Origin of the sequence: Diplocloster agilis, from assembly GCF_019042275.1 — a bacterium.
Lineage (GTDB): Bacteria > Bacillota > Clostridia > Lachnospirales > Lachnospiraceae > Diplocloster > Diplocloster agilis.
In genome coordinates this window covers 1-24,100 of sequence record NZ_JAHQCW010000063.1, presented here as the reverse complement: position 1 = coordinate 24,100, position 24,100 = coordinate 1, and the positions used below count along the sequence as shown (strand labels likewise).

Genomic DNA, 24,100 nt, shown 5'->3' with positions numbered 1-24,100 from the left:
TCCGGCAGACGTACAACATGCGTGTTGCGGCGAAGTACAAAAGATTATTCAGAAGCTGCTTCTTCCTCAGATTTGTTTTTCTATTATATCATTCAAAAAGCGCTATGTCAAAGAGGACTCCTAACTCTTCGTTTGAGTTAAAAGCCTTCTTTTTAATCAAATACCCGTCACATTCTACAGGTAATGTTTCTTTTTCCCGCGTTCATTTAGGAACTTGCCTTCCGTCTCTTTTTTGTTCCTCCCCTGTCTTTTGGCGAAGTTCAAAAACAGCCCGGCAATATTCCATATAGTCGATCTGTTCATTTGATGACGGGGATATACCCGCCTGTTCCTGCGTTGTTTCTTCGATTTGCATCTTTATTTTTATCATTTGTATGTGACCCCATTCCTGCCCGCTTCAGAGCGGCACGGTCTTTGCTTTTCAGCCTCTTCCGTACTTTCTCATCTGTACTTTTCTTTTGCACCACCGCCTATCCTCAACTGTGCTTTTGATTTGTGGATTTGCGTCAAAAGGTACACCTTTTGTTACACAGGCAGACATTGCCAAAACGTAAAAAAACCGTCCTTCCGGACGGTTCATTAGCTGTCATTTTGCTTGCTATTAAAAGTGTACCTTTTATGGCGTAACGATAACGTTATAATTAAAATACCGTATATATACTATAAAATCAAGATTTTTTTAAAATTAGCTATGACATTTTAAAGATCAGATCCGGGCAATGGTGTCAATTATGGAAATGAGGGAACTTCAAGACTGATCCTGATCCACCCAGCGAAGGAATGTGGTGGCGGAGATCCCCAGAATTTTAGCCGCCTCCCGTGTTGTAATCTCCCTGGACTGATATCTCTCCTTTAAAATGTAAAATTCCACAGGGATATCTATCCGGGGACGGCCCAAATGTACGCCCCGTGCTTTGGCAGCCGCGATGCCTTCTGCCTGCCGCTGCCGGATGTTAATGCGCTCGGTTTCCGCCACATAGCTGAGCAGCTGTAGTACGATATCCGCAATCAGGGTACCCGTCAGGTCATTTTTATGACGGGTATCCAGCAAAGGCATATCCAGGACCACAATGCCCACCTGTTTTTCCTTAGTGATTATCCTCCACTGCTCCAGTATCTCTTCATAATTCCTGCCAAGCCGGTCGATACTTTTGATGACGAGCGTATCCCCCGGCTTTATCTTTTTCATCAGTCTCTTGTATTTGGGCCGCTCGAAATCTTTTCCCGATAGCTTATCCATGTAAATTTTGGATTGCTTTACCCCAAAATTCTGCATGGCAATCAGCTGCCGATCCTCATTCTGTTCCTTGGTGGACACTCGCACATATCCGTAAATCTGTGATGGCATTTTGCTTCCTCCTACATGGTTCTTTCAACTGATTCCATTGTAGTCGAAGCCGGACTGCCGGCACATTGGTAAATTATTCCATGAAATTAAAGAAGCGCCGCTCAATCACCTGAAACCATGATTTCGCAACGCCTTCTTTTATGAAATTCGTTTGGGTGTTCTCGGCCCGTCCAGATGGGTGATGGTCACTGCAATGCCCGCGACCTTCACATAACCTTCCTCATCCGTAACAAGCCCTTTATAAAACTCCGGGTCTGTCGGGGAACCGTTCAGCCGGAGGTATCCGTTGATACAGGGTGCAGGCTCTCCCTCCCCGGGTACCTTGGTCAGGAAAACACCGGCGGCAGGCGGACCATCCGCCGTATTGGTCTGATTGACTGTCATATCCACACCGTCCATAAGGCTGGTATCCGCCCCTTCTTTCAGCAGCGGAAAGACCGCAAAGTCCACCGCTACATCCGCGTTGGAGTGGTTATATACCGTAATCCTGTTATTTCCCCCGCTATAGCATTCCGCCGGGATCCAATCATAGATGCGCACATCGGTATAGCGGTGCTCCACCGTGTCCCAGCTGCGGCCGGTAGAATAGGTAAACTGCATCGGCCCCCACACGATATCCACCTTATAGACCGGGCCGTCACCGCCTTCCTTTACCCGGGCCTGTACATCCACTTCGGCCGCTCCTTCTTCCACAGTACCGGAACCGCCCAGAATTTTCTCGCCGCCCACCACTGCGTAAGTGGACAGCCGCCGTGTATGCAGCTTAAGAATCGTCCCATCGGCCGATAGCTCAAAGGATTCCTTTTTCTGCTCCGGATCCTCTGCCGGCCCCATGGGTATGGGTTCCGCCCGGCCATTGTGATAGCGGTAGACCCGGTAGCTCTGCCTCCCCCGTATAGCCGCGCCCAGGGTGATCTCTACCTGTACGGTATTCGGCAGTTCATGAAGTGATGTGGTCACCGTACCGCTCCCCGCTTCTTTTGTCACCGACTTTGTAACGCTGAAATCATAAAATTTGAGCACCTCTCCCTGGGCAAGACTCAGTATATCCTCCGCCCCCTGGGCCTGCTCATCCGCATCGGAGGCGTACAGGGTAAGCAGAACCTCCTCACTGTTGAGATCGGCGGCAGTCACGCCGGCCTGAGCATCCGTAACCTGGCGCTGGAACACCTGCCTCAGATCTTCATCATGCATGGTAACCGTCTCTGTTGCATTGTCCACCAGGGTCACCAGGGCCGCTTTGTTCCATACGGCCGACAGGGTGATATCTGCGTCATAAGCGCCGGCCCCCAGAGTCAGCCCGCGGGATGCGATGGTACTGCCGTTGATCTGCCAGCCGAAGAAGGTATAGCCCGCTTTGACCGGATCGGGTATCCTGGTATTCAGGCCGTACGTATGAGTAAGAGGCGTATTGGCGTCGATTACCGCTCCCGCCATATTTTCATATATAACCGCATAGGTACGCACCTTCCAGAATGCGTAAAGGGCGGCTGTATCCGTGAACCCGCATGGTCTCAGAGCCCGGCCCGCCTCATCATAATACTGTTCGCCTTTTCCGCTGGCCCCGGACCAGTAGCCCAAAAAAGTATAACCCCGCCGGGTGGGAGGCGTAATATCCGGCATGGCTCCGCCCGGTTCCACAAAAATCTCCGAAGCGCCGCCCGCTCCGTTCTGGGGATTCATCACGATCCTGATGTGGTTCTGGGCGGCAGAGATTTGACTGGGAAGTACCAGAAGAAGCACGGAAAACGCCGTTACCAGCAAAGTCCACATTTTTATCCCGTTATTTGATTTCACGGATTGTCTCATTAATGTCTCCATACTATAATGTCTCCACCCCGTCTGCCTGCCCTCTAATATGGCTGTAAAGTGTTCATCAGGCTGATGGTCCCTTTACTGTACCACGTATTGTCCTCAAAAGCGTACACCTTCATCTCAATGGGTACCGCTTCGCCGGCAAGCCGGACGAGCGGCTGCAGCCGTTCTACATATTCACCGGGACGGAGTACGCCGCTTTTATAAACGACAGTCCCATCCTCCGTTTGGATCTCGCACATCAGGTTAACTTCACTTCCGGCCGGATTCGTAAACCAAAGTTCCAGTGATCCGTCCTGCTGCTGATACATAACGCCCGCTACCCAGAAAGAAAATCCGCCTTCCGCCCCCACCTTTCCATAACCCATGTCCGCCCCTGGCGACGGAGTGCCGGCCACTGCTTCCGGCTCAAAAGGAGGCGGCGCATAAGGCGGGTTCACCGCGCGATATGTCCCAAAAGCCAGCGCTGCCAGAACAACTGCACATAGGATAACCGGAATTTTTCTTTTATATGCCCCTGTCCGCACACGAACACCCTGTATGCGGACGGCGTTCCCGTCATTGACACGGTCCGCCTTCGTATGCATGATCGTTTGTTTCAGGCGTTGACTCATATTATTCTCCTCCTCCGCACTTCCCCTGTCCCCTGTGCTAAAGTGTTTCTTTCGTTTATATAAGGGCATGACAGTGCCATGCCCTTATATAAACGGATGCTCCGGCCCCGTCAGGCGGCCGGAGCATCCGAAACACAGCCAGTTCTGTATCCTGCTCCCTCACGCTTTCCCTTTTACAGGCAACGCATTTGCTTTCATCATCCGCGCCGTCCAAATCGCGGGAGGGAAAGCCGGTGCCGGAACACTGTCGAGTCTTACGGCGTATATTGAGGCTGATTGTACTGCAATTCCGTGTTAGGGGTAACGGTGACCGTAATCACACCGACTTTACGGAAGGTATCTAACGTCGCACCGCGGCCGCTGTCAGGAGTTCCGCTGAACGCGAAATATACACTGTCGGTGCGCGCCCCGGCTTCATGGTTATTCGCGGCATCTGTCGCCGTTACGGTAGAACTGTTATACTTGTCCGCAGTAGCCAGAGAGATCTTACTGTCCGTCAGCTTGTTCAAAACATTGGCGGTTTCAGTACCGCCGGCAAAAGTATTCTGCAGTACCGTAGCTGCCACAGCCGCGTCATTAATTTCCTTAAAGAAATTTCCTGTCACTGCGTTGTCGCTGGTATCTACATCATTAAAAGGGGTGCCTGTCATGGCATAGGCGAAAGCCGCATTGATCCCGCTGTTCGAGTGGTTGGTAACCTCCACTTTGTTATTTGTTCCATCCAGATAGCTCTCGGTCCACTTGGCTGCACCGGATCCCCCGGTATACGTATGGGTAGTGGTATCCCACTGCCCGGAACCTGAATCAAACTCAAATTTCATAGCTCCCCAGGCCAGGTCTACCTTATAGATCTTGGAGCTGGAGTCCGTCACCTTGGCCCATACATTGATGTCCGCCCCGTTGGTATCCGCGTCTTTTGCCACTGCGTCATCATCATTTTCCGTGTAAAAATCCGTACCATTGGTTCCGGTCATCTCGGCCTGATTGTAGCTCATGCCTGTCTCCTGTGTACTTCCGCCGCCCGCCGTGTCATAGACAGGGTTGCCGGGCAAAGTAACCTCGGTGCCGTCGGGGTTTACATTGGCATCCACATTAGCGGCGAAGGCGGGAGCCGCCATCACCAGGGTCATACAGAACGTAAGGCCAACCGCTAATAACGCTTGTTTTTTCATCTGGAAATCCTCCTTAATATGTATATGTTTGATTATTATTTACAAAGTTCTGGACGGATATGACAACCGGGGTTTTCCTCCCGGGAATGTCCCTTAGGGGTTCTTCGGTGTCAGGGTAGAGTTCGGATCCGCCGCTGCCGTCACGGTGATCACGCCCACCTTTTGAATCGGGGTTTCCCCGCCGCTTTCTACGGTTCCGAATACGCTCAGATCCCTTGGCGTGCCCGAAAGCCACAGGTAACTCTTAAGAGAAGGGGCGTCGGCCGCTTCGGCGGGTACCTTGGGCAGGAAATAGTGCGTAACCTCCGGAGCAGTGTCGGCATTGGTTTCTTTGAATGTTACATCCACACCGTCCAGCGCGCTTCCTGACGCTGCGAAACTAAAATCTATATTCACATCTGCGTTGGAATGGTTTGCCAGTATGATCCGGTTATTACCGCCCTGGAAGCTCTGCTGCGCCCAGCTGTAGCTGGCGCCCAGGTACACATGATTGTTCGGGTCCCATTCCCGGGCGGTCGTGTATTCAAAGACCATCGGCCCCCAGCTCACATCCAGTTTATACACGGGACTCAGTCCGGTCTGAACGATCCTGCCCTGCACATCCGTGCCGAAGCCGTTTCCCGTACCGCCATCCTGGACAGGCGTCAGATCCAGGCTGGTCTGTCCGGCTGCTATGGCATAGGTGGAGAACAGCCGGGTATGGATAACCAGATTGTTACCTTCTATCGTGAAATACTCGCCCGTGCCGTCCTGGGGAATCGCCTGTGTGTCCGAAGTAGTGATCGTCTGCCCATCCTTGATCTCACTGTCGGAGTGGTAGCGCAGAACCTGATAACTGCTCTTGCCGGACAGGTCGCCGGACAGGGGGATGCGGATCTCGATGGGCTCGGGAACCTCCACCAGGTTCGTAGTCACCACCGTTCCGCCTCCGGCAGGGGTCACCTCCTTCACCACCTTTACATCGAAGAACCTGACCACCTCGCCATTGGTGGCTTCCTTGATCTCCTGTTCCCCGTTTGCCGGGCCGGTAATGTTGGAGACCGTCATGGTTAGCCTTACCGCGTCGCTGTTGTTAAGCTCACTTTGTGTTACACCTCTTTTACTTTCCTCGGAAGGATTGTGAAAGATATTCGCCAGATCCTCCTGGCTGATATTGTCTGAGATAAGGATATTATCAGGATTCTGTACGACCGCGTCGGTTCTCTTTACCCAGTTGGCGGTCAGGCTGATGTCCGCCGTATATCCTGCCGCCGCCAGTGTGAGATTCTTACTTTTTACCGTGCCGCCGTTTATGGTCCATCCGGTAAAGGTGTAGTCTGTTTTCACCGGATCAGGGATGGTTGTAGCAGTGCCATACGTATGGGCCGCAGGTTTTGTATCCAGTACCGCGCCTGTCAGACCCTGGTAGCTGATATTGTAGGTCCGCGGGGTCCACTGAGCGTAGATCATTTTGTCCGAGGTCATGTTGAAACTGCTGACCCTTTTCCCGGCTGAGTTATAATACTGGGTTCCTCCGCTGGCGGCGCTGTAGTATCCTTCAAACTGATAACCGGCCCTAACCGGTGCGGCGACACTTTCCGGGATGGCGGTATTATACGCCACGGTAGCTGAGGTATTGGCCACCCCCTGGTTGCTGAGTGTAAGGGTGTACACATTCTGGCTCCACTGTGCCACCAGGGTGCCTCTTCCGTACCCTCCCATCCCGCTTAAAATAGCTCCGTTGCTGGCGATATACTGCTGATTGTTAACCGACCCGTAGTAGCCGGAAAAGGTATATCCTGTGCGCGTTGGCGCCGTGATATAGCTGGCTGCGCTGGACGATCCGGTAGACAGCCAGACAGACTGGCTATTTCCATAATTGGTTCCATTATATAAAATGGATGATCCGCCGCTTCCGCCGTTGCGGTCCAGGGTAACGGAATTATAATAAGGACCGCTGACCGCAAATGAGCCCTTTGTCGTATTGGTGTTATACTTGGTAACGAAACAATAATAGGTCTGCCCTGCGTAACACAGATATTGCAGCTTAAAATTACGTCCCCCGTTACCGTCGTCATTGTAGGCCAGACTGTAGGCGTCCGCCGTAGAACTCCTGCACCCGGTATTGGCCAGGGAATTGTATACGGTATTATAGTAAGATGGACTCACCAGATAGAAGAACGGGTCACCGTCTGTGTTATTGTAGGAATAAAATTCGTAGCAGCCGGTGGTGGACGGCGTGAATGAGTATACATCGAAAGCCCAGAAGCTGGCCATGTTAAAAGTCTTCGAACCGGAAGTCGAAACCGCTCCGTAGTTCGCGCCCGAGTAGGCCAGCGCCGGAACCGTGTACATCGTACATATCACAGCCGCTATCATCAGTGATGTCAGTATCTTTCTCACACGTTTCATACAAACGCTCCTTTCTCCTTATTCATGGACTGATATTTCGACCGGTAGCTGTGATTCCAGCATAGCCCGGTTGTTGGTATCGATTTCATAAAAAACCAGATAGACCATGGCATTATATTCTCCTTCAGGCACCGTATCGCCGTTTGGCTGTTTTACCAGTTGCAGGTCTTCCAACTGATACCCCGGCCGTATAGCTCCCGATTCCGCGATAATGGTGCGGTTCGTCTCAGGATCATAATCCGGATCCTCTTCTAATTTTTTCTGAGCCTCGGCGGTCCGTCCGGTGCTTCCCATTACCCGAACCGCCTGGGCGTCGGTGAACTGAAGCTGTACCACGATGTTGTGGTTGGAATTCCCCGGATTTTTGAAACCGAATTTACACAGTCCCGTGGACAGATTTACGTCAATGCTCTGCTCAAACTGGAAGGAGACAAAATTTCCATCCGTATTGGGACTGATCTCCTCATCGGGAATCGGCACCTGGTCTTCATCATAGGGAACCGGAGCAAAGGTGGACCTCACCCGGGGATATTTCATTCCTATGATAAGCGCCGCCAACAGCAGTCCCAATAAGGGAAGCCACCACCACCATGGGATGATTATCGCTGTTACGCGTCCGGCGGAATAGCTTTCAAAAATCGTGCCGGTGTTTCGCCCAACCAAGCCTCCCATGGTCCCGTTCTTTCCTTTAATCTCGATCACTGCCCCGCAGCAGCCGATTATTCCGTCCTCATTCTGTGCCGCGATACCTCCGGCACAGGTTCCCCCCTTCAGATTACAGTCAACGAGAAGATTATAGATCTCGCCTCCTTTGACAAATCCGAATAGGCCTTTGTTTTCGATTTTCTTATCCTTTATCACAAAGTTCTTTATGGTGTGGCCGCAGCCGTCGAATATGCCGGTAAAGGCGCAGGTCCTGTCTTTTCCGATCGGAATCCATTCTTTGCCGCGCAGATCTATATCCTCCGCAAGTTGTATATAAGAAGCCCCAAGCTTCCGGTCTCCCTCGTTGATCTGCTGTGCCAGCGTCCAAAGCTCATCCGCGTCGTGGATCACGGTCGTCAAAGCCCCTGCCTTTTCCGCTTCTTCATCCGCCTGCCTGTCCGTCTCCCGGATTCTATACTGTTCATATTTGGATGACTTTTGTACATCAAACAGCCAGTTCTCAGGAATAAACTGAAGCGGCACCCCATTTTCCTGCCATTCCCATATGGTATCCAGATCAAAGCCCAGCTGCCGGACGTCCTCTGCCTCCTGAATCTCCTTCAGCCGCTGGCCGCGGATGGGATCGGAAAGTTTATCCAGGGATTTGCTTCCCTCTTTTTCGTTGTGGAAAAAGTAGCAGCCCTGCTCGGTATCACCGCCGCCGCTGCCTGTGAGACCACCGGTCAGCCCCTTTAGCTTACAATAGGAATAGCAGTGCGCAGCCACTCCGCTGTTTTCGCCGATCAGGCCGCCTGCCGTCTGATTTTTTGCACGGAGCCGCACTACGCTGTAACAATTTTGAATGGATCCGCTGTTTTGCGCGGCAAAACCGCCGGTATGGCCTGTTCTTTTGGGCATATTTCCCATTTCCTCCTTTGTTACGGTTCTGTCTTTACCGCATGTCCTACCATTCCTCCGCGTTTTCCTCCCGCGTGATTCCCTCCGGTGTAACCGGCCTGACCAGAAAACCGTTCAGCATCAGCCGCCGGGCATCGGAACGAAATGTGTTATCAGCCCCGATCAGATAGACGGAAATTTTCCCACAGGCTTGGTACAGCATCTTTGCCAGTGTAAAACCGTTCAAACGTCCCATATCCGCTGCGGCAAATACCGCATCTACAGGATTGTTATACGCGTATTGGAACGCCAGCATGGGATCTCTATAGGATAAAACTTCACATTCTCCATGAACCTTACGTAAGGCATCTGTCAGCCTGTCCAAATCATTCTGATCCGGCTCCACGGCCAAAATCTTCATCATTTCTAACCTCCGGTATACTATACAGTTCCGCTATGTGTGGTTATCATACGATAGCGGGTGCAATCAAACTGCAATCTTACTGTCGCTGTAAACGCTCCAGCCCGCCCAATGTCATCTCCGCCCAGCTGTACTGGGTCATGTATTCGCCTTTGTATGTATTAACCGCCCCCGGTTCAATGCGAAGGAAACTATAGTAATCACAGTCCAGCGCCTGTGTATTTACCGCCAGGCTGTTACGGCTTTTGCGCAGCACATCTGCCGCGCCGGCCTCCGACATACATCTTGTAAGATCTGCAATGGAATTGCGCAGCTGACTGCGAAGGGAATGGCTGTCCGGCCTGTTTTCCCATAACACGGCGCACAACTCCCCCGCCTCGATGGCGGCCCCCATCCGGTCAATCAGGTACGCAAACAGTTCCTTGGACTTGCTGTAACGGAATTTGGCCAGCTCATCATTGATAAAGACTTCAAAATTTCCGAAGCACTGAACCCGCACGATCTTTTGCGGCGGTACTGCAGGAATCTGCGGCTGATACAGATGGCTCAGCTCCCGTCTGATATCCTGGATTGTGACCGGCTTCATCAAATAGCCGAAAACATGCAGTTGGAACGCCTGCACGGCGTATTCGGAAAATCCGCTGATAAAGATTACCGCGCAGGCCGGCTGGAGTTCCTTTAATTTTTTTGCCAGAGTCAGTCCGTCTGTATTGCGCATACGAATATCCAAAAACGCCACGTCGGCCTGATTCTTTTCCAGCCACTGCAACGCTTCCCCGGAATCTGTAAAAGCGGTTACTTCCCTGATTTCCGCTATCTCATGGAGATGCCTTTTCAGATCTTCCAATACGATCTGTTCGTCATCAACGGCAATCACTTTTATTCCAGTCATCTTAGTTCCTCCTTGGGGATGTGCTTTTTATAATAAAACAGGGAGTGCAATCAATGTGCAATCGCCACAGCCGAAGGCAGTATCTAATGTATAGGATTAATATTTGAGAATCCATTTGGTTGGGATTATTTCATATAGAAGTTAATGGAAAAATGAATGAATTGAGATCTGAATGCCGTCATCGACGGCGGAATGTGCCAGATAGGCTTCATAATTTAAGGAATTGCGCAGGCGGAACCAAAAACTGTCCGCCTGCTTTTTGATCGTTTGACGGGCTTTTTCCCCAGCCCGTCCGCACACCGGTAGATATACCGGGCTGTACGCGAAGCGTCTTAAGCCCGTATATCCTGGATATTTATTCTTCCTCTTTAAAGATCAGGTCATACAGGGTCTGATACATCCGGTCCGGATCAATGGGTTTGGCCAGATGGGCATCCATTCCCGCCGCCCTGCTCTTTTCAATATCGTCGTCAAACGCATTGGCAGTCATGGCAATGATCGGGATCGTCATGGCATCCTCGTTGCTCAGATGACGGATACTGGTAGTAGCCGTCAGTCCGTCCATCAGAGGCATCCGGATATCCATCAGGATCGCCGCGTAGTAACCGGCCTCGGACTTGCTGAACATTTCCAAAGCCCGTACCCCGTTATCGGCCGTTTCCACCGCAAAACCTTTATTCTCCAGCAGCATCATAGCCACTTCTGTATTTAAGGCGTTATCCTCCGCCAGCAGAATCCGTTTCCCGGTGAAATCATAGTCGATGACTGTAGTCTGCTGCGCCGCCTCTTCCTTTTCCCCCAGAGCTTTGGAGAACGCCGATACCAGGGTGGATTTGAACATGGGTTTGCTCATCAGCAGATTGACGCCGGCCAGCATGGCCTCGTGTTCAATCGCCCCCCAGTCATATGCCGTCACAATGATGATCGTTACCTCCGGACCTACCAGACTGCGGATACGGCGGGCCGTCTCGATCCCGTCGATGTCCGGCATCTTCCAGTCGATCAGGATCATGTCAAAATACCGGCCGCTGTTCATAAGCTCTTTCACACGCTCAATGGCTTTGTAGCCGTTGTCCACCCATTCGGCCACGACGCCCATCTCTTTTAAGGTAGCTACCGCGCTCTCGCATACCGCCACATCATCGTCCACCACCAGCGTTTTCAGATGTGAAAAATTATGCTGCGGCTTCTTCTGCCGATGGGTCAGGCCTCCTTCCACGAGTCCCAGCTTTACGTCTATGGTAAATTCCGTGCCGATGCCTTTGATGGAGCGCACAGATATTTTCCCGCCCATGAGGTCAATGATATTTTTCGAGATAGCAAGTCCCAGCCCGGTGCCGCCGTAGAGCGTAGTCGTTCCGGTGGTCTCCTGGGAAAAGGCCTCATAGATATGGGGAATGAATTCCTCGCTCATACCGACCCCTGTATCATTGATGACAAACCGCAGCTCGGCATTGTTTTTTGTGCTTTTCCGGTGTTCCACCGAAAAAGTCACCTTGCCTCCTTCTCCGGTAAACTTGATGGCATTGCTTAAAATATTCAAAAGAACCTGCTGCAGCTTCATACTGTCGCCAATATAGCAGTCGTCCAATACCGGATCCACAATGCATTCGTAGTCCACGTTCTTAGACTCCGCCTGGTTATAACAGATCGAATTAATGCCGCATAAAAGCTCCTCCATAGGAATCTTCTGATTCTTCAGCAGCATTTTTCCGCTTTCAATCCGGCTCATATCCAGGATATCGTTAATGAGGGACAGGAGGAAGCGGGAAGAGATCCCTATTTTCGAGATACAGTCCGCTACCTGCTCATCGTTACCGATGGACTGGGCCGCTATGGTGCTCATGCCGATAATCGCATTCATGGGCGTGCGGATCTCATGGCTCATACGGGACAGGAAATCCGACTTGGCGGCGTTGGCCTGTTCCGCAGCCACCAGAGCGGAAGCCAGCTCCTCCTTCTGCTTCTGATCCTTTTTAAACACCTCCGTCACGTCACTGCGGGCGATGCAGATCCGGCCCATCGGCTTCTCCACGTAGAATACTTCCAGACGCTTCATCCGCAGATTGCCCGGCTGATCTTCAACTTCCACCATAAATGTATATACCGGTACCTTTTCCAGCTTCTCTTTTATATAGGTATAATCCAGTTTACTTAAATACTCGTTCCGGGATTTTTCATCCATCGTGCGCTCGCTTGTCCGGCGCGCTTCCTCCTGGAATTTTCCCTGCATGGCTATTGTATTTTCAATGTCCCCGTTAAACGAGACCAAACGGTATGTGTCCTGCCGGATATCCACCTCTGTCAGCATGTCATAGTCCAGCTGGGCGATCTGATGAAGCAGCTGCTCCTTTAATTTTTGTTCGGTGATGTCGGTCGTATAGAAAAATAAGATTATGTCATTGTTCTCCGGGTTCAGATAGGAACGCATTCTGGTGCTGCTCCAGAAATAACCGCCGCTGTTCTTCCTCCGCAAAAATACAAAGTGATAATCCGTCCTGCCGGCCTCGTAGTCGCTCAGGACTTTTCCCCGATCCAGGGTGCACCGCATATCTTCCGCGATCTCAGGATCCGCCGCAGACTCCGACAGCTTATACACCGTCCGCATATAAGTATCCCCCACCTTGGCAATCGCCACATCCGCAGTGGACACATAGCTTTCCAGACGGTTCTGGGTTACATTGATGGTTCCCTGGATCGTCCCCTCATAGGAAGATAATTCCGCAAAATAAGCCAATTCCTGCTCATACAGCTCCCGGTTGCGCTCCTGAAGCTTTTTTTCCTCTGTAATATCGATAAAGACGCAGAAAAACTCCTGACCGTCGCCTTCCCCCAATAACTGTGCCTGGATAGAAATCCACCGGATCGTCCCGTCTTTGCAGATCAGGCGGTTTTCGTTATGTATGGTATTCCCGTTTTGAAGCTGCTCCGTCAGGATATCCGTCATGACGGCCAGATCATCCGGATGGATAACCGCCGACATCTTATTGCCCATAGCGGCGAATTCTTCCCTGGTGTAACCCAAAAACTCAAACAGGCCCTGGCTGGCATTCAGAACAGAGAAATCCTGATCAAACCGGCAGCGGAAAACCGCTCCGGGAATATTATTGTGCAGATGAAGCAGCTCTTCACTCATTTTTTTCTGCTCGGTAATGTCGATGCAGACAGAGAGGATCGCGGGGCGTCCGTTCTCCGCGATAATCTTTCTTCCCACATCATGGATCCAGATGTAGGAACCATCCTTTTTACGCATTTTATATTCCGCAACGTACTCATACGAATCTTGCAGCTGTTCCTGAACGGCGGCCTCCACCATCTCCCGATGCTCCGGATGGATACAGTTAGATATCAGACCGTTCACATCCGCGATAAATTCCGCTTCCGTTTGATAACCCAGATAATGGAGCATCTGCCGGTTAATAAAATAAAACGGGAAATCCCTCTGATCCGTATACCCGCCCATCATTCCCCCGGGGACCGAATCGTCAAACAGCTCCTGTCTTTGCTGGGCCAGATTCTTAACCACCAGGGTTTGAGGATAATGTTCCTCCCCCTGCTGGCTGCTTCCAGGCTCCGCAAAATGGAAGCTGCGTATTCTAAACCGGCCGTCTTCTTCCAGTACAAGCGTGAAAAAGGCTTGCAGGAACCACCGGTATCTGGAATTCTGAAGCTGCATCTGCATGGCAAGATTACAAACCTTATCCAGGATGTCCTGCTGGCGGATTTCCTTCAGCTCACACTGAAACGGCTCTTTCAGTTCCTCTATGTCCCGTTTCAGATACGCCTCCATCTCCGCCTTATTATGCGCGGATTCATTCCCTCCGGTGCCGGCAAAATCGATATCCTCAGATAAAAAAGCTGCCGCCGCCTGTAAATCGCGCTGCTCAAACCAGGCGCTGCAGAATGCTTTTACCGTATCCTTTGCCGTAACCTTCGCTGTTTTGTTCCCGTACATTTTGTTTCCTTTCACTGCCGTATCTCCCTTAATGATCTCTTATCAAACCGTAATATCTCTTTTTTCTTGTTATAGTATATCATGGATTTCCAGAGTTGTATGGTGTAACTTGAATTTTTTATGTTCCTTGTCACTTCATGTCGTATATGCTAGAATTATAGTATATATGGCGGACACGCCCCGAGCCGCTTGGCCCGGAATTATGAGGGAGGAATGAAAATGAAAAAGATTCTGGCAATGTCACTTGCGATCCTGATTGCATTCACTCTGTCGGCCTGCGGAGGCATCACTATCACGCCGGCCGACAGCGGCTCCGGTACCCAGGAAGAAACAGCCACACCCGCTGTTCCGACCGATACCCCTGTTCCCGATAAGGTACAGAGCGAAACGCCTGACCCTGCGCCCCAGGATGAAGTCCCGTCCGGTACAATAAAACCGGCACAGGCATCCGCTTCCGATACGGACGGTACGAAAACACCAGGAAAAACCAATACGGTCAGCCCGTCCGCGGGAGCAACCACGGGACAAAAAAATGCCCTTCAGAAAGCCCATTCTTATTTGTCTTTTTCGGCCTTTTCCTATAACGGCTTAGTCGATCAATTGGAATATGAAGGCTTTACCCATGAAGAGGCCGTATACGGCGCCGACAACTGCGGTGCGGACTGGGATGCACAGGCTGTGGAAAAAGCGAAATCTTATCTGAAGTTCTCTTCTTTTTCCCATGACGGGTTAATCGACCAGTTGGAATATGAAGGATTTACCCATGACCAGGCCGTATACGGCGCCGACAATTGCGGACTGGAGGGCGGCAGCCAGGCGGTTGCGAAAGCGAAGTCCTATCTGGACTTTTCCGCTTTTTCTTATGACGGGTTAGTGGAACAGCTGGAATATGAAGGGTTTTCACACGAAGATGCGGTAAACGCTGCAGACAATTGCGGGGCGGACTGGAATGAGCAGGCGGCTAAAAAAGCCAAGTCCTATCTGGATCTCTCCTCCTTTTCCAGGAATGGCCTGATAGATCAGCTGGAATACGAGGGATTCACACACGATCAGGCCGTATACGGGGTTGAGGCGAACGGATTATAATCCGGATCAATCAATATGGATATTGTATAAATATTGGGGCTTTCACATCAATGATTTTTTAGTCCTTGATGCGAAAGCCCCATTCAGATTAAAAGCCTCCCGTTTACATATCCAGGATAAAAGCCTTATACCCCTTATACGCTTCAAACACATCCGCCTTGCTGGTGATCTCCCAGGGCGCGTGCATACAGAGCACCGCCACGCCGCTGTCTATAACCTCCATCCCGTAATTGGCCATAATATAGGCGATGGTACCGCCGCCGCCTGCGTCTACCTTGCCAAGCTCCGCGAACTGATAAGCCACCTGATGAGCATCCATCACCTTCCGGATCAAAGCCAGATATTCCGCATTGGCGTCATTGGATCCGCTTTTACCGCGACTGCCTGTGAATTTATTGAATACCAGTCCTTTTGCGAAGAAGGCCGAACTCCTTTTTTCAAACGCCTCCGCGAACATGGGATCAAAAGCAGCGCTCACATCGGAGGACAGCATCCTGGAATTCTGAAGGGCGCGGCGCACCTTTAACTCCGACTCGCCCACCAGAAGGGCTGTCAGCTCCGCCACCACATTTTCAAAGAATTTGCTGTGCATGCCGGTGGCGCCCACGCTTCCGATCTCCTCCTTGTCCACCAGGATACAGCAGGCCGTCTTTTTTACCTGCTGTACATCCAGCAGGGCGAACAGCGAGGTAAAGGCGCACACCCGGTCGTCCTGTCCGTAGGCCATGATCATACTCCGGTCGATGCCGCAGTCCCTGGCCTTTCCCGCAGGGACGATCTCCAGTTCCGCGGATACGAAGTCTTCCTCGCTGATTCCATAAGTCTGCTCCAGCAGCCGGAGGACATAGGTCTTTACTCTGTCCTTCTCTTCCTTCTTCAGATTCTCATCGTCTTCCAGTGGACGGCTCCCGATTAACAGATCTAACTTCTCTCCCTCGATCACCGCGCTGGCCTTTTTCTCCATCTGCTGGGATGCCAGATGGACCAGCAGATCCGTCACCGCGAAGACCGGGTCCTCATCCTTTTCCCCGATATGGATCTGCGTCACAGTGCCGTCTGTCCCCGCCACCACGCCATGGATGGCCAGCGGTGTCGTCACCCACTGGTATTTTTTAATACCGCCGTAATAATGCGTGTCCAGATAAGCCAGCTCTTCATTTTCATAGAGCGGGTTCTGTTTCACATCGATACGCGGGGAATCGATATGCGCGCCCAGAATGTTCATTCCCCGTTCCAGCGGCTCCGTGCCGATCCGAAACGCTGCCACGCTCTTTTCCATGCACACCGCGTAGACCCCGTCGCCGGCCTGCAGGCGTTCCTTATTTTCAATAATCTGGTCCAGCCTGCGAAATCCCTTCTCCTCCAGCATACGGACGGCCACCTTCACACATTCCCGCTCCGTTTTCCCTTCATCCAGGCACTCCTTGTAAGAGCGGCTGATACGTTCTAATTCGTCCAAATCCTCCGGCTTATATGTCTTCCATACATTTTCCCTGTCCATGATACAGTTTCTCCTCTCTTTTTATGCATTCTTTTCTATCGTATTTTACCACATGTGGCGATGGAAAAACACAGCTTGTATATCATGTATATCTAGTAGAATCTGCCGGTTTTAAGAATCTATTCTAAAATGGGACAGTTTTCAAAATATAAGGGCCAAATTCCAAAAAATAAGGAATTTGACCCGGATTCCGCCTGCCAGCGAAAGCCATATGCTTCTTAAAGGGATCGGTAACCTGCCTATTTCACGCGGAAGGTTGCCGGCGCACGGCGGTACACGATCACCAGCGCCGCCAATATATAGATCACGGTGAAGCACAGTACCGTCATGGTAAATGCAAACCCGCCCACCTCGATCTGAAGGCACATAAAACACAGTACATACATGCCGTTGTTGAGAACCGAGAAAAAGGGATTCTTCACCTTAAGATTCTCAGAATACGGCTGGAAGATATAGTAAAGGCAAAGGTGATGCACGGTAAACAGGACCGACAGCAGAAGGATCGCGGTGCAAAACAGCAGCAGATCCACATCCAACACATTTCCTCTGCACAGCAGCCCGAAACCTGCCGCCGCCGCGCAGACCGCTCCCGCTATAAAAAGGTCGTACAGCGAAACCCTCAGAAAACGGATCTGGAAATTCTTCAGTATGGTCTCCGGCTTCCGGTACCAGGCGTAATGGAGCAGATCCTTATCGCAGTTATAGAACATCGCCCGGCTGGCCTTGTCGGCCACGGTCATAAAGTACATGATAAAGATAAAGGAGGGAAGCATAGCGGTCATATTTTCACTTAACCTGACCGCCAGATCCCGGTTCACTATCCAGAGAACCACCGCCCCGGCAAAGAGGGCCGCCGTCATCGCAAGCCTGTAGCAGACAGGCTTGATGAGCTGGCGTTTGTGTCTGGCAAAGAACAGGGCGTTCAGGTACGCATACCCCTTAAGATATTGAAACTTCTCTTTATCTGCTTCTGAAATAGCCATGTCCTTATCTTTTATCTCTACTTCTTTGAAAGCCGCCGACGTTCCCGACGACGCCTTTATTAAGTTGGAGAACAGATAGTTGATATCGATGGACCGGTGGAATTTCCGTTCATAGCTGCCGTATCCGGCCGTAATATACCATAAGCACACTCCTCCGAGAAGAGTGATAACCAGGACGCTGACCGGATGAATCAGCACCGGCGAAATCATCCCTTTTCCCCCGAAGGCAAACGTAAGATACGCGCCGGCAAGGCCGATAACAATCAATACCCAGCTATACGCCATATTCCGGGAGAGCACCTTTCCCGTCCGGTCAAATATCAACAGCTGTGCCGCTTCTCCCATCATGCGAAGAGAGACCAGCAGAAGCCACAGACAGAAGCCCTGCCACAGCGTCCCGCCCGCCAGGCGTGAAAAGACCAGCAGCCACGGCAGATAATACAGGAAGAAGGGAATATATTTGAACGCCAGCGCAGCGCGGATATACACGGCAGCATTCATATGTATATACTTGATGCAGACAATCTTATCCCGCGTAACCGCGAAAATCTGGCTGTCTCCCAACGCCCCCAGGCAGCCGTTCAGGAAAAACAGGATCTGAACCATTATAAGAAATTCCCGGCCCTTAAGCTCCGGGTTCTGGTTCAGGATCAGCAGAAGAGGAAGGGTAACCACCGATAACAGATACAGAGGCTTCCCGCAAAAATCAATCAGCTGGCGCACCACAACCGCCAATACACTGAGAACTTTCTTCACCCCATAGTTCGAATAAACCGAATCCGGCACATATCTGCCGATCAGCCAAAGCCTTTTAAAATAATAGAGAAAAGCATTCACCCACAGCGCAGCCTTTAACTGTGTCATTTGTTTTAACGTGTTAATCATGGCCCTCCTCATCTTTCAAAAGCTCGATAATCCGATTCTCAAAATCCGCGCTTCCCAGCATGTGGTGATCGATCTGCTGCAGCCTCCCGTCGCTGAGCGCCACGATCTCATCGCACAGATCGGTTGCCAGCTGTAAGATATGGGTGGAAAAGATAATGATGTGGTCGTTTTTGATTTCCCTTAACAGCTGCTTAATCTCCAGGGCTACCACCACGTCAAAGGAGGTCAGCGGTTCATCCAGAAGGATTACCGGCGGCCGCGCTATGATAAAGCACAGCATCTGCACCTTGTTCTTCATACCGTGGGAGTATCCTTTGATCAGCCGGTGGCGGTCCTCCGGCTCGATCTTCACCATATCAAAATATTCATCCACGGTTTTCCCCCGAGGGATCTCTCCCTCGTGAATATCCATATAAAATTTAATGAATTCATAGCCGGTCAGAAAGTCCGGAAGTACCGGTATGGAAAATACGTAACCGATCTGTTCCGGGGAAAGCGGCCGGCTGTCTTTTCCCTCCTCCGCTATCACCGCCTCTCCTCCGTCTGCCTGCACCTCATCGGTCAGGCAGTTAAACAGCGTCGTCTTACCCGCGCCGTTCCTGCCCAACAGCCCGTAGATCTTTCCTTTTTCAAACGTAAAGGAACAGTCCTTTAACACTTCTTTGCTTCCGTAGGACTTTCTGATTCCTGTCAGTTTCAGTTCCATGCATACACTCCTTTTCCGGTATCGTTTCTGGTATCATTTCTGGTATCGTAACTGCTATCAGGTGGATTCTGCAAACAGATCTGCAAATATGTGAATATGGAAGAAAACAAAAAAGCACAACCCACATCATGCAAAATGCAGGTTATGCCCTATTCTTAAGTTTAAATGGAATTCTCAAAACGTCGTCGTTCCTGTCCGAATCACTGCTGGCGGCGTCATACATAGTGGCAGAAAATTTCCTTTCGCAAAACTATTTTGCAACATCATAGGGGATTTGCGCCGTTGTGTCAACTGATTTACTAAAAACTTAACAAACTCTTAATAGAACGGGCGCCCCGTTCCCGAATATATCGGTACAAGAAACCCGGGTAAGGCTTCAAAACCCCCATTCTACTGGATTTCCAAAATCACACATGCTATAATAAAAATGCGCTGAAAACCGGGCCAACAGGCCCTATTTATAAGTCGAGAGGAATCCGCCATGGAATTTACATATGATAAAAATACCATCAGGAAATATAAAAATTCTTTCCTGAAAGGTGAACTCTTAGAAAAGGGAGTTATCTCTGAACATATCTACCAGTCATGGGTGCGCTGCCGGCAGTCCAACGTGGACGCCGCACAAAAAGTCCTGATCCGGGAAGCCACGGATACCCAAACGTCCAACGATATTCTGGAAAGCTCCCGGTACTTCCGGAGACAATCCGAATATATTTACCAGATGAAATTTGACCTGCTCTCCAATATCGGCGTGGCCGTCTTTTATCTGAACCGGAAACTTTCGGTGTTCTCCAAGGGAGGGAACCGCAAGCTTCTGGATGAACTGAAAAGTAAAAACTTAAGATTTTCTACCAATATGTCGGAAAATCTGGTGGGAACCAACGCCGCGGCCCTGGCTATACAGGGGAAAAAACCCTACATGGTAATCGGAGAGGAACACTACGCCGACGCTCTGTCCGGATATGTGACCTTTGCTTTCCCTTATTTTCGCACATTCCCCCAGAGCAAAATTTTCCTCCAGGATGCGTTTATCAATATGTACGTGATGCCTGTGGAGCTGGCCGATGATTTGCATTTTTCCGTGATCCGCTATCTGGGTTCCCTGGATTTTTATACCGATCCTTCCCATGAGCTTAAGGATCTGATGTCTGAGTTTAACGCCAAAGCCAATCATTCCTGTTATATTCTGCTGGATCAGGCCGGCATCATCATGGACGTCAATATTCTGTTCTGCGAAGCCTTTGATATCTGCCAGGATATGGCCTGCGGCAAGAAACCGGAACAGTTGTATCCTGAACTCGGCGATATCATGAAACGCCTGTACCGCCAGGAAAAAGTCAAATCCAGTTCCATCGTGTTCAACAGCCTGTCCGCCGGCAAAAACGATTTCTACGTAGACGCTATGCCCATAACCAAGGATCAGAAGCTGATGGGTTATATTATCGTCCTGACGGATTCCAGGCATGTGCAGCGTTATGTCAACCGTCTTGTGAACAAAGGAGCGTACTACACTTTTGACAGCCTGATCGGCAAAAACCGGGACTTTGAGCTCAGCAAGCGTATGGCTGCCCGTATCGCAGCCGGCAACAGCAATGTACTGATCTGCGGAGAGAGCGGTACCGGTAAAGAACTGTTTGCCCAGTCTATCCACAACGCCAGCGACCGGAGCAACGGCCCCTTCGTCTCCATCAACTGCGCGGCGCTTCCGAAGGAGCTGATCAGCAGCGAGCTCTTCGGATACGAGGAAGGGGCGTTTACCGGAGCGCGCAAAGGCGGGTCCATGGGAAAATTCGAGCAGGCCAATCAGGGCACGCTGTTTCTGGATGAAATCGCGGAGATGCCTCTGGATATGCAGTCTGTGCTCCTCCGCGTAATTGAGGAACGCACGGTAAGCCGCCTGGGCGGGTCCCAGCCCAGAAGCGTGGATGTGCGCATTATCGCCGCCACCAACCGGGATCTCATCAAATACATTGAGGAAAATAAATTCCGCCTGGATTTGTATTACCGTCTCAACGTGATGCGTCTGGATCTGATCCCGCTTCGGAATCATATTGACGATATTCCGCTGCTGGTGGATCATTTCATCGGTCATTTCAACAAGAGCGCCCACAAATCCGTGCGGGAACTGGAGCCCAGGGCTATGGAATGCCTTATGAAGTACGCCTGGCCCGGAAACGTCCGGGAGCTTCGGAACGTGATGGAACGTTGTGTAAATCTGTCGGTTCAGGATGTGATCACTTTGGACTGCCTGCCTGCGGAATTGCAAAGGGAGCAGAACTTTTCACCCGCGTCGGAGGAATTCAAGACCCCAACGAAGCCGGACCATTCGGAGCAGGATTTTGCCGGCCGGCACTACGGCAGTTATGAGGAATACGAATGTCGGCGCATCGTCGAACTGATGAAAAAATACAAGGGGAACCGAACCCAGGTCGCTCAGGAATTAGGGATATCCAGAGCCACCCTCTACCGCAAGATGAAGAAGATATCCAACTGGAATTAAAGGAGGCGGGCAGCGCATGAACCTGCAATACGAAATAAAATTAGATCAGAGGCAGACCCTGTCCCAAACGCAGATTCAGTCTCTGGAGATACTGGCCATGGACAACATCTCCTTAAATGATTATATGCAGAATGAATATATGGAGAATGCCATCCTGGAATATACTCCCAGTGATACCGACGTGCCCATACGGATGGAAGATTACAAGAGCTGGTACGATAAAAATGTCTATTCCGGTTACGGCGAGACTGCCGCCGCCAGCGAAGAGCACCAGAAAGAATTCGTCTCGGTGAATCAGTATGAACTCCGGCACTACCTGAAAAACCAGTTAAGCCTGAAAAAATACACGTCCCGGCAGCTCTATGTGATCGACTATCTGATCGACTGTCTGGACAGCCAGGGTTATTACCAGGTCCCGGTAAGGGAAGCCGCGCAGAAAACCGGAGCCAGCGAGTCGGATGTCAGTCTCTGTCTCACCGACTTAAGGCAGCTGGAGCCCTGCGGAATCTTTTCCGAAAATCTATCCCAGTGTCTGCTCCGCCAGTTAGACGCCCAGGGAATCCAGGACGAAAAGCTCCGGGCTATCATAACCAGTCATCTGGAAGACGTAGCCTCCGGCAGGATCAGCCTAATATCCAGGTCCTTAGGCCTTTCCACCGTACAAGTAAGAAAATACATCTATCTCATTCAAAAATTAAATCCCCGGCCTCTGCAGGGATTCAGCACCTCCGGCACCACCTATATCGTACCGGATATTATCCTGATTTACAGCGAGGGCCAGTGGGAGATCCAGATGAACGACAGCTGGATGGGAGCCTACCACATCAACGACTATTATTACAAAATGATGAGAACCGCCGAGGACGACGACATATACGCCTATTTCCGCAACTGTCTGCACAGAGCCAGGTTCCTTCTGAACAGCCTGGAGCAGCGGCGCAAAACCATGCTGCGGATCACGGAAACCATCGCCAATTATCAGCAGGAATTTTTCCTGGGAAAAGGCCTTCTGCGCCCCATGATGCTGGAAGATATCTCCAGCGCCCTGAATATCCACATCTCCACCGTAAGCCGCGGAATCAGCGGAAAGTACCTGCAATACCCCGGCGGAACCATCCTGATGCGTGATTTATTCACCACCGCCGTGTCCGGCAGCAGCCCCAGCGAAGGCCTGACCGCCGAGCAGGTCAAGCAGCGCCTGAGCACCTTAATCGCCTCCGAAGACAAAGAACATCCCCTCAGCGACCAGATGCTGGTCACCCGTCTCTCCGAACACGACATCCATATCTCCCGCCGCACGGTCGCTAAATACCGCGAAGAACTGGGAATCCCTAAGAGCTTCGACCGAAGGCTGATTGAGATTTCGCAATAGGCCTGGGAGTTTTATAGGGGACGGGAGGAGAGGGAAGCGGCGGGCCCTTGGGGGGCTGGGCTGCAATTCTCTCGGGGCCAAATCGCTTCGGCCCCGAGAGAATTGCAGCCCAGCCCTCCAAGGGCCCGCCGCTTCCCTCTCCTCCCTGCACTATAACAGGCCGGGTTGCATGGTCGATATGGTTTGGTTTAGGATAGCATTATGCGGAAGCATGTGAAAATATGGTTTGGTTTATGAATTCTTTGATTGGAATCATGCGAATATATGGTTTGGTATGAATTCTTTGTGTGGTATCATGCGAATATATGGTTTGGTATGAATTTTTTGTGTGGAACCATCCGAAAATATGATTTGGTATGAATTCTTTGTGTGGTATCATGCGAAAATATGGTTTGGTTTATGAATTCTTAATGTGAAATAATGCGAAAATATGGTTTGGTTTATGAATTCTTTGATTGAAATCATGCGTAAATATGGTTTGGTTTATGAATTCTTAATGCGGAATCATGCGGGAATTTAGAGGTGGATCTCTGGGAGTGCGGAGTAGGGAGACAGAGTAGGAGCGGGCTGCCGCGAGGATGGCCTGTGGATGTGGGGGAGAGAGCGGCGCGGGGGTGAAAAACCCTGGAGGCGGGCCTTAGAACGGCTATTGACGCAGATGCGGACGAAGGACGGCGGGGCCGGGGCGGTTCTTTCCTGATCCGGGCAGGTCTGCGGCTTAAGGTTGGGGTATGCGGACGGTATCCGGGGACTCCCGGCGGCCGGGTTCTTTGGTGTCTCCCTGGGAGCGCATAGGGCGGCTGATATCCGCTTAGTGAAATCGAAAAGCCGGGTTCAGGATGACCGGCGGACTTCACGTCCGACGGGCAAGAGCCTCTGAACCGGGAACACCTCAAGTGTTCCTGGTGAATAGGCTC

Annotated in this window: 16 protein-coding genes; 3 read left to right on the top strand and 13 right to left on the bottom strand. The window is 51.0% G+C overall.

The window, feature by feature from the left end:
- Positions 1-202 precede the first annotated feature (202 nt).
- From KTH89_RS23530 to KTH89_RS23485, 10 genes are all read right to left on the bottom strand, one after another.
- Positions 203-370: a hypothetical protein gene (locus KTH89_RS23530; protein WP_238723332.1), complete on the bottom strand. Its 168-nt coding sequence runs from the start codon at positions 368-370 to the stop codon at positions 203-205.
- 378 nt (positions 371-748) lie between these two features.
- A complete protein-coding gene (locus tag KTH89_RS23525) occupies positions 749-1,348 on the bottom strand; it encodes a recombinase family protein (protein ID WP_158342435.1) in 600 nt (199 codons plus the stop codon).
- A gap of 138 nt (positions 1,349-1,486) precedes the next feature.
- On the bottom strand, positions 1,487-3,169 hold the full coding sequence (locus KTH89_RS23520) for an InlB B-repeat-containing protein (RefSeq protein ID WP_238723331.1): 1,683 nt from the start codon (positions 3,167-3,169) through the stop codon (positions 1,487-1,489).
- Between the two features lie 32 nt (positions 3,170-3,201).
- Positions 3,202-3,777: a hypothetical protein gene (locus KTH89_RS23515; protein ID WP_158342432.1), complete on the bottom strand. Its 576-nt coding sequence runs from the start codon at positions 3,775-3,777 to the stop codon at positions 3,202-3,204.
- 254 nt (positions 3,778-4,031) lie between these two features.
- The gene (locus tag KTH89_RS23510; protein ID WP_158342431.1) at positions 4,032-4,949 is read right to left on the bottom strand and encodes a hypothetical protein; all 918 of its coding nucleotides are present in this window, start codon (positions 4,947-4,949) and stop codon (positions 4,032-4,034) included.
- Between the two features lie 93 nt (positions 4,950-5,042).
- Positions 5,043-7,340: an InlB B-repeat-containing protein gene (locus KTH89_RS23505; protein ID WP_238723330.1), complete on the bottom strand. Its 2,298-nt coding sequence runs from the start codon at positions 7,338-7,340 to the stop codon at positions 5,043-5,045.
- An 18-nt stretch (positions 7,341-7,358) separates the two neighbouring features.
- Positions 7,359-8,903 (bottom strand): hypothetical protein, encoded by a 1,545-nt coding sequence (locus KTH89_RS23500; protein WP_238723329.1) that lies wholly within the window; start codon positions 8,901-8,903, stop codon positions 7,359-7,361.
- Positions 8,904-8,949: 46 nt separating this feature from the next.
- A complete protein-coding gene (locus tag KTH89_RS23495) occupies positions 8,950-9,306 on the bottom strand; it encodes a response regulator (protein WP_158342428.1) in 357 nt (118 codons plus the stop codon).
- Between the two features lie 76 nt (positions 9,307-9,382).
- Positions 9,383-10,195 carry a response regulator gene (locus KTH89_RS23490; RefSeq protein WP_238723327.1) on the bottom strand — a complete coding sequence of 271 codons (813 nt, stop codon included), beginning with the start codon at positions 10,193-10,195 and terminating at the stop codon, positions 9,383-9,385.
- 355 nt (positions 10,196-10,550) lie between these two features.
- Positions 10,551-14,150, bottom strand: a complete 3,600-nt coding sequence (locus KTH89_RS23485; protein ID WP_238723333.1) for a response regulator — start codon at positions 14,148-14,150, stop codon at positions 10,551-10,553.
- A 219-nt stretch (positions 14,151-14,369) separates the two neighbouring features.
- Here KTH89_RS23485 and KTH89_RS23480 point away from each other — a divergent pair, with 219 nt between their 5' ends.
- On the top strand, positions 14,370-15,236 hold the full coding sequence (locus KTH89_RS23480) for an Ltp family lipoprotein (RefSeq protein WP_238723326.1): 867 nt from the start codon (positions 14,370-14,372) through the stop codon (positions 15,234-15,236).
- 103 nt (positions 15,237-15,339) lie between these two features.
- Here the strand turns inward: KTH89_RS23480 and KTH89_RS23475 are convergent, their stop codons facing one another.
- From KTH89_RS23475 to KTH89_RS23465, 3 genes are all read right to left on the bottom strand, one after another.
- Positions 15,340-16,737: an aminopeptidase gene (locus KTH89_RS23475; protein WP_238723325.1), complete on the bottom strand. Its 1,398-nt coding sequence runs from the start codon at positions 16,735-16,737 to the stop codon at positions 15,340-15,342.
- A gap of 239 nt (positions 16,738-16,976) precedes the next feature.
- On the bottom strand, positions 16,977-18,605 hold the full coding sequence (locus tag KTH89_RS23470; protein ID WP_238723324.1) for a hypothetical protein: 1,629 nt from the start codon (positions 18,603-18,605) through the stop codon (positions 16,977-16,979).
- Positions 18,598-19,311 carry an ABC transporter ATP-binding protein gene (locus tag KTH89_RS23465; RefSeq protein WP_238723323.1) on the bottom strand — a complete coding sequence of 238 codons (714 nt, stop codon included), beginning with the start codon at positions 19,309-19,311 and terminating at the stop codon, positions 18,598-18,600. The genes KTH89_RS23470 and KTH89_RS23465 overlap by 8 nt, the downstream gene beginning before the upstream one ends.
- A 481-nt stretch (positions 19,312-19,792) precedes the next feature.
- Between KTH89_RS23465 and KTH89_RS23460 the strand changes: the two genes are divergently transcribed.
- Both KTH89_RS23460 and rpoN read left to right on the top strand, forming a co-directional pair.
- A complete protein-coding gene (locus KTH89_RS23460; protein WP_238723322.1) occupies positions 19,793-21,811 on the top strand; it encodes a sigma-54 interaction domain-containing protein in 2,019 nt (672 codons plus the stop codon).
- Between the two features lie 16 nt (positions 21,812-21,827).
- Positions 21,828-23,183, top strand: a complete 1,356-nt coding sequence (gene rpoN, locus KTH89_RS23455; RefSeq protein WP_238723321.1) for an RNA polymerase factor sigma-54 — start codon at positions 21,828-21,830, stop codon at positions 23,181-23,183.
- Positions 23,184-24,100: the final 917 nt, after the last annotated feature.

Excerpts from the sequence above, each read along its gene's own strand:
- KTH89_RS23530 (WP_238723332.1), bottom strand. The coding sequence starts at position 370 with ATGATAAAAATAAAGATGCAAATCGAAGAAACAACGCAGGAACAGGCG.
- KTH89_RS23525 (WP_158342435.1), bottom strand. The coding sequence starts at position 1,348 with ATGCCATCACAGATTTACGGATATGTGCGAGTGTCCACCAAGGAACAG.
- KTH89_RS23520 (WP_238723331.1), bottom strand. The coding sequence starts at position 3,169 with ATGGAGACATTAATGAGACAATCCGTGAAATCAAATAACGGGATAAAA.
- KTH89_RS23515 (WP_158342432.1), bottom strand. The coding sequence starts at position 3,777 with ATGAGTCAACGCCTGAAACAAACGATCATGCATACGAAGGCGGACCGT.
- KTH89_RS23510 (WP_158342431.1), bottom strand. The coding sequence starts at position 4,949 with ATGAAAAAACAAGCGTTATTAGCGGTTGGCCTTACGTTCTGTATGACC.
- KTH89_RS23505 (WP_238723330.1), bottom strand. The coding sequence starts at position 7,340 with ATGAAACGTGTGAGAAAGATACTGACATCACTGATGATAGCGGCTGTG.
- KTH89_RS23500 (WP_238723329.1), bottom strand. The coding sequence starts at position 8,903 with ATGCCCAAAAGAACAGGCCATACCGGCGGTTTTGCCGCGCAAAACAGC.
- KTH89_RS23495 (WP_158342428.1), bottom strand. The coding sequence starts at position 9,306 with ATGATGAAGATTTTGGCCGTGGAGCCGGATCAGAATGATTTGGACAGG.
- KTH89_RS23490 (WP_238723327.1), bottom strand. The coding sequence starts at position 10,195 with ATGACTGGAATAAAAGTGATTGCCGTTGATGACGAACAGATCGTATTG.
- KTH89_RS23485 (WP_238723333.1), bottom strand. The coding sequence starts at position 14,150 with ATGTACGGGAACAAAACAGCGAAGGTTACGGCAAAGGATACGGTAAAA.
- KTH89_RS23480 (WP_238723326.1), top strand. The coding sequence starts at position 14,370 with ATGAAAAAGATTCTGGCAATGTCACTTGCGATCCTGATTGCATTCACT.
- KTH89_RS23475 (WP_238723325.1), bottom strand. The coding sequence starts at position 16,737 with ATGGACAGGGAAAATGTATGGAAGACATATAAGCCGGAGGATTTGGAC.
- KTH89_RS23470 (WP_238723324.1), bottom strand. The coding sequence starts at position 18,605 with ATGATTAACACGTTAAAACAAATGACACAGTTAAAGGCTGCGCTGTGG.
- KTH89_RS23465 (WP_238723323.1), bottom strand. The coding sequence starts at position 19,311 with ATGGAACTGAAACTGACAGGAATCAGAAAGTCCTACGGAAGCAAAGAA.
- KTH89_RS23460 (WP_238723322.1), top strand. The coding sequence starts at position 19,793 with ATGGAATTTACATATGATAAAAATACCATCAGGAAATATAAAAATTCT.
- rpoN (WP_238723321.1), top strand. The coding sequence starts at position 21,828 with ATGAACCTGCAATACGAAATAAAATTAGATCAGAGGCAGACCCTGTCC.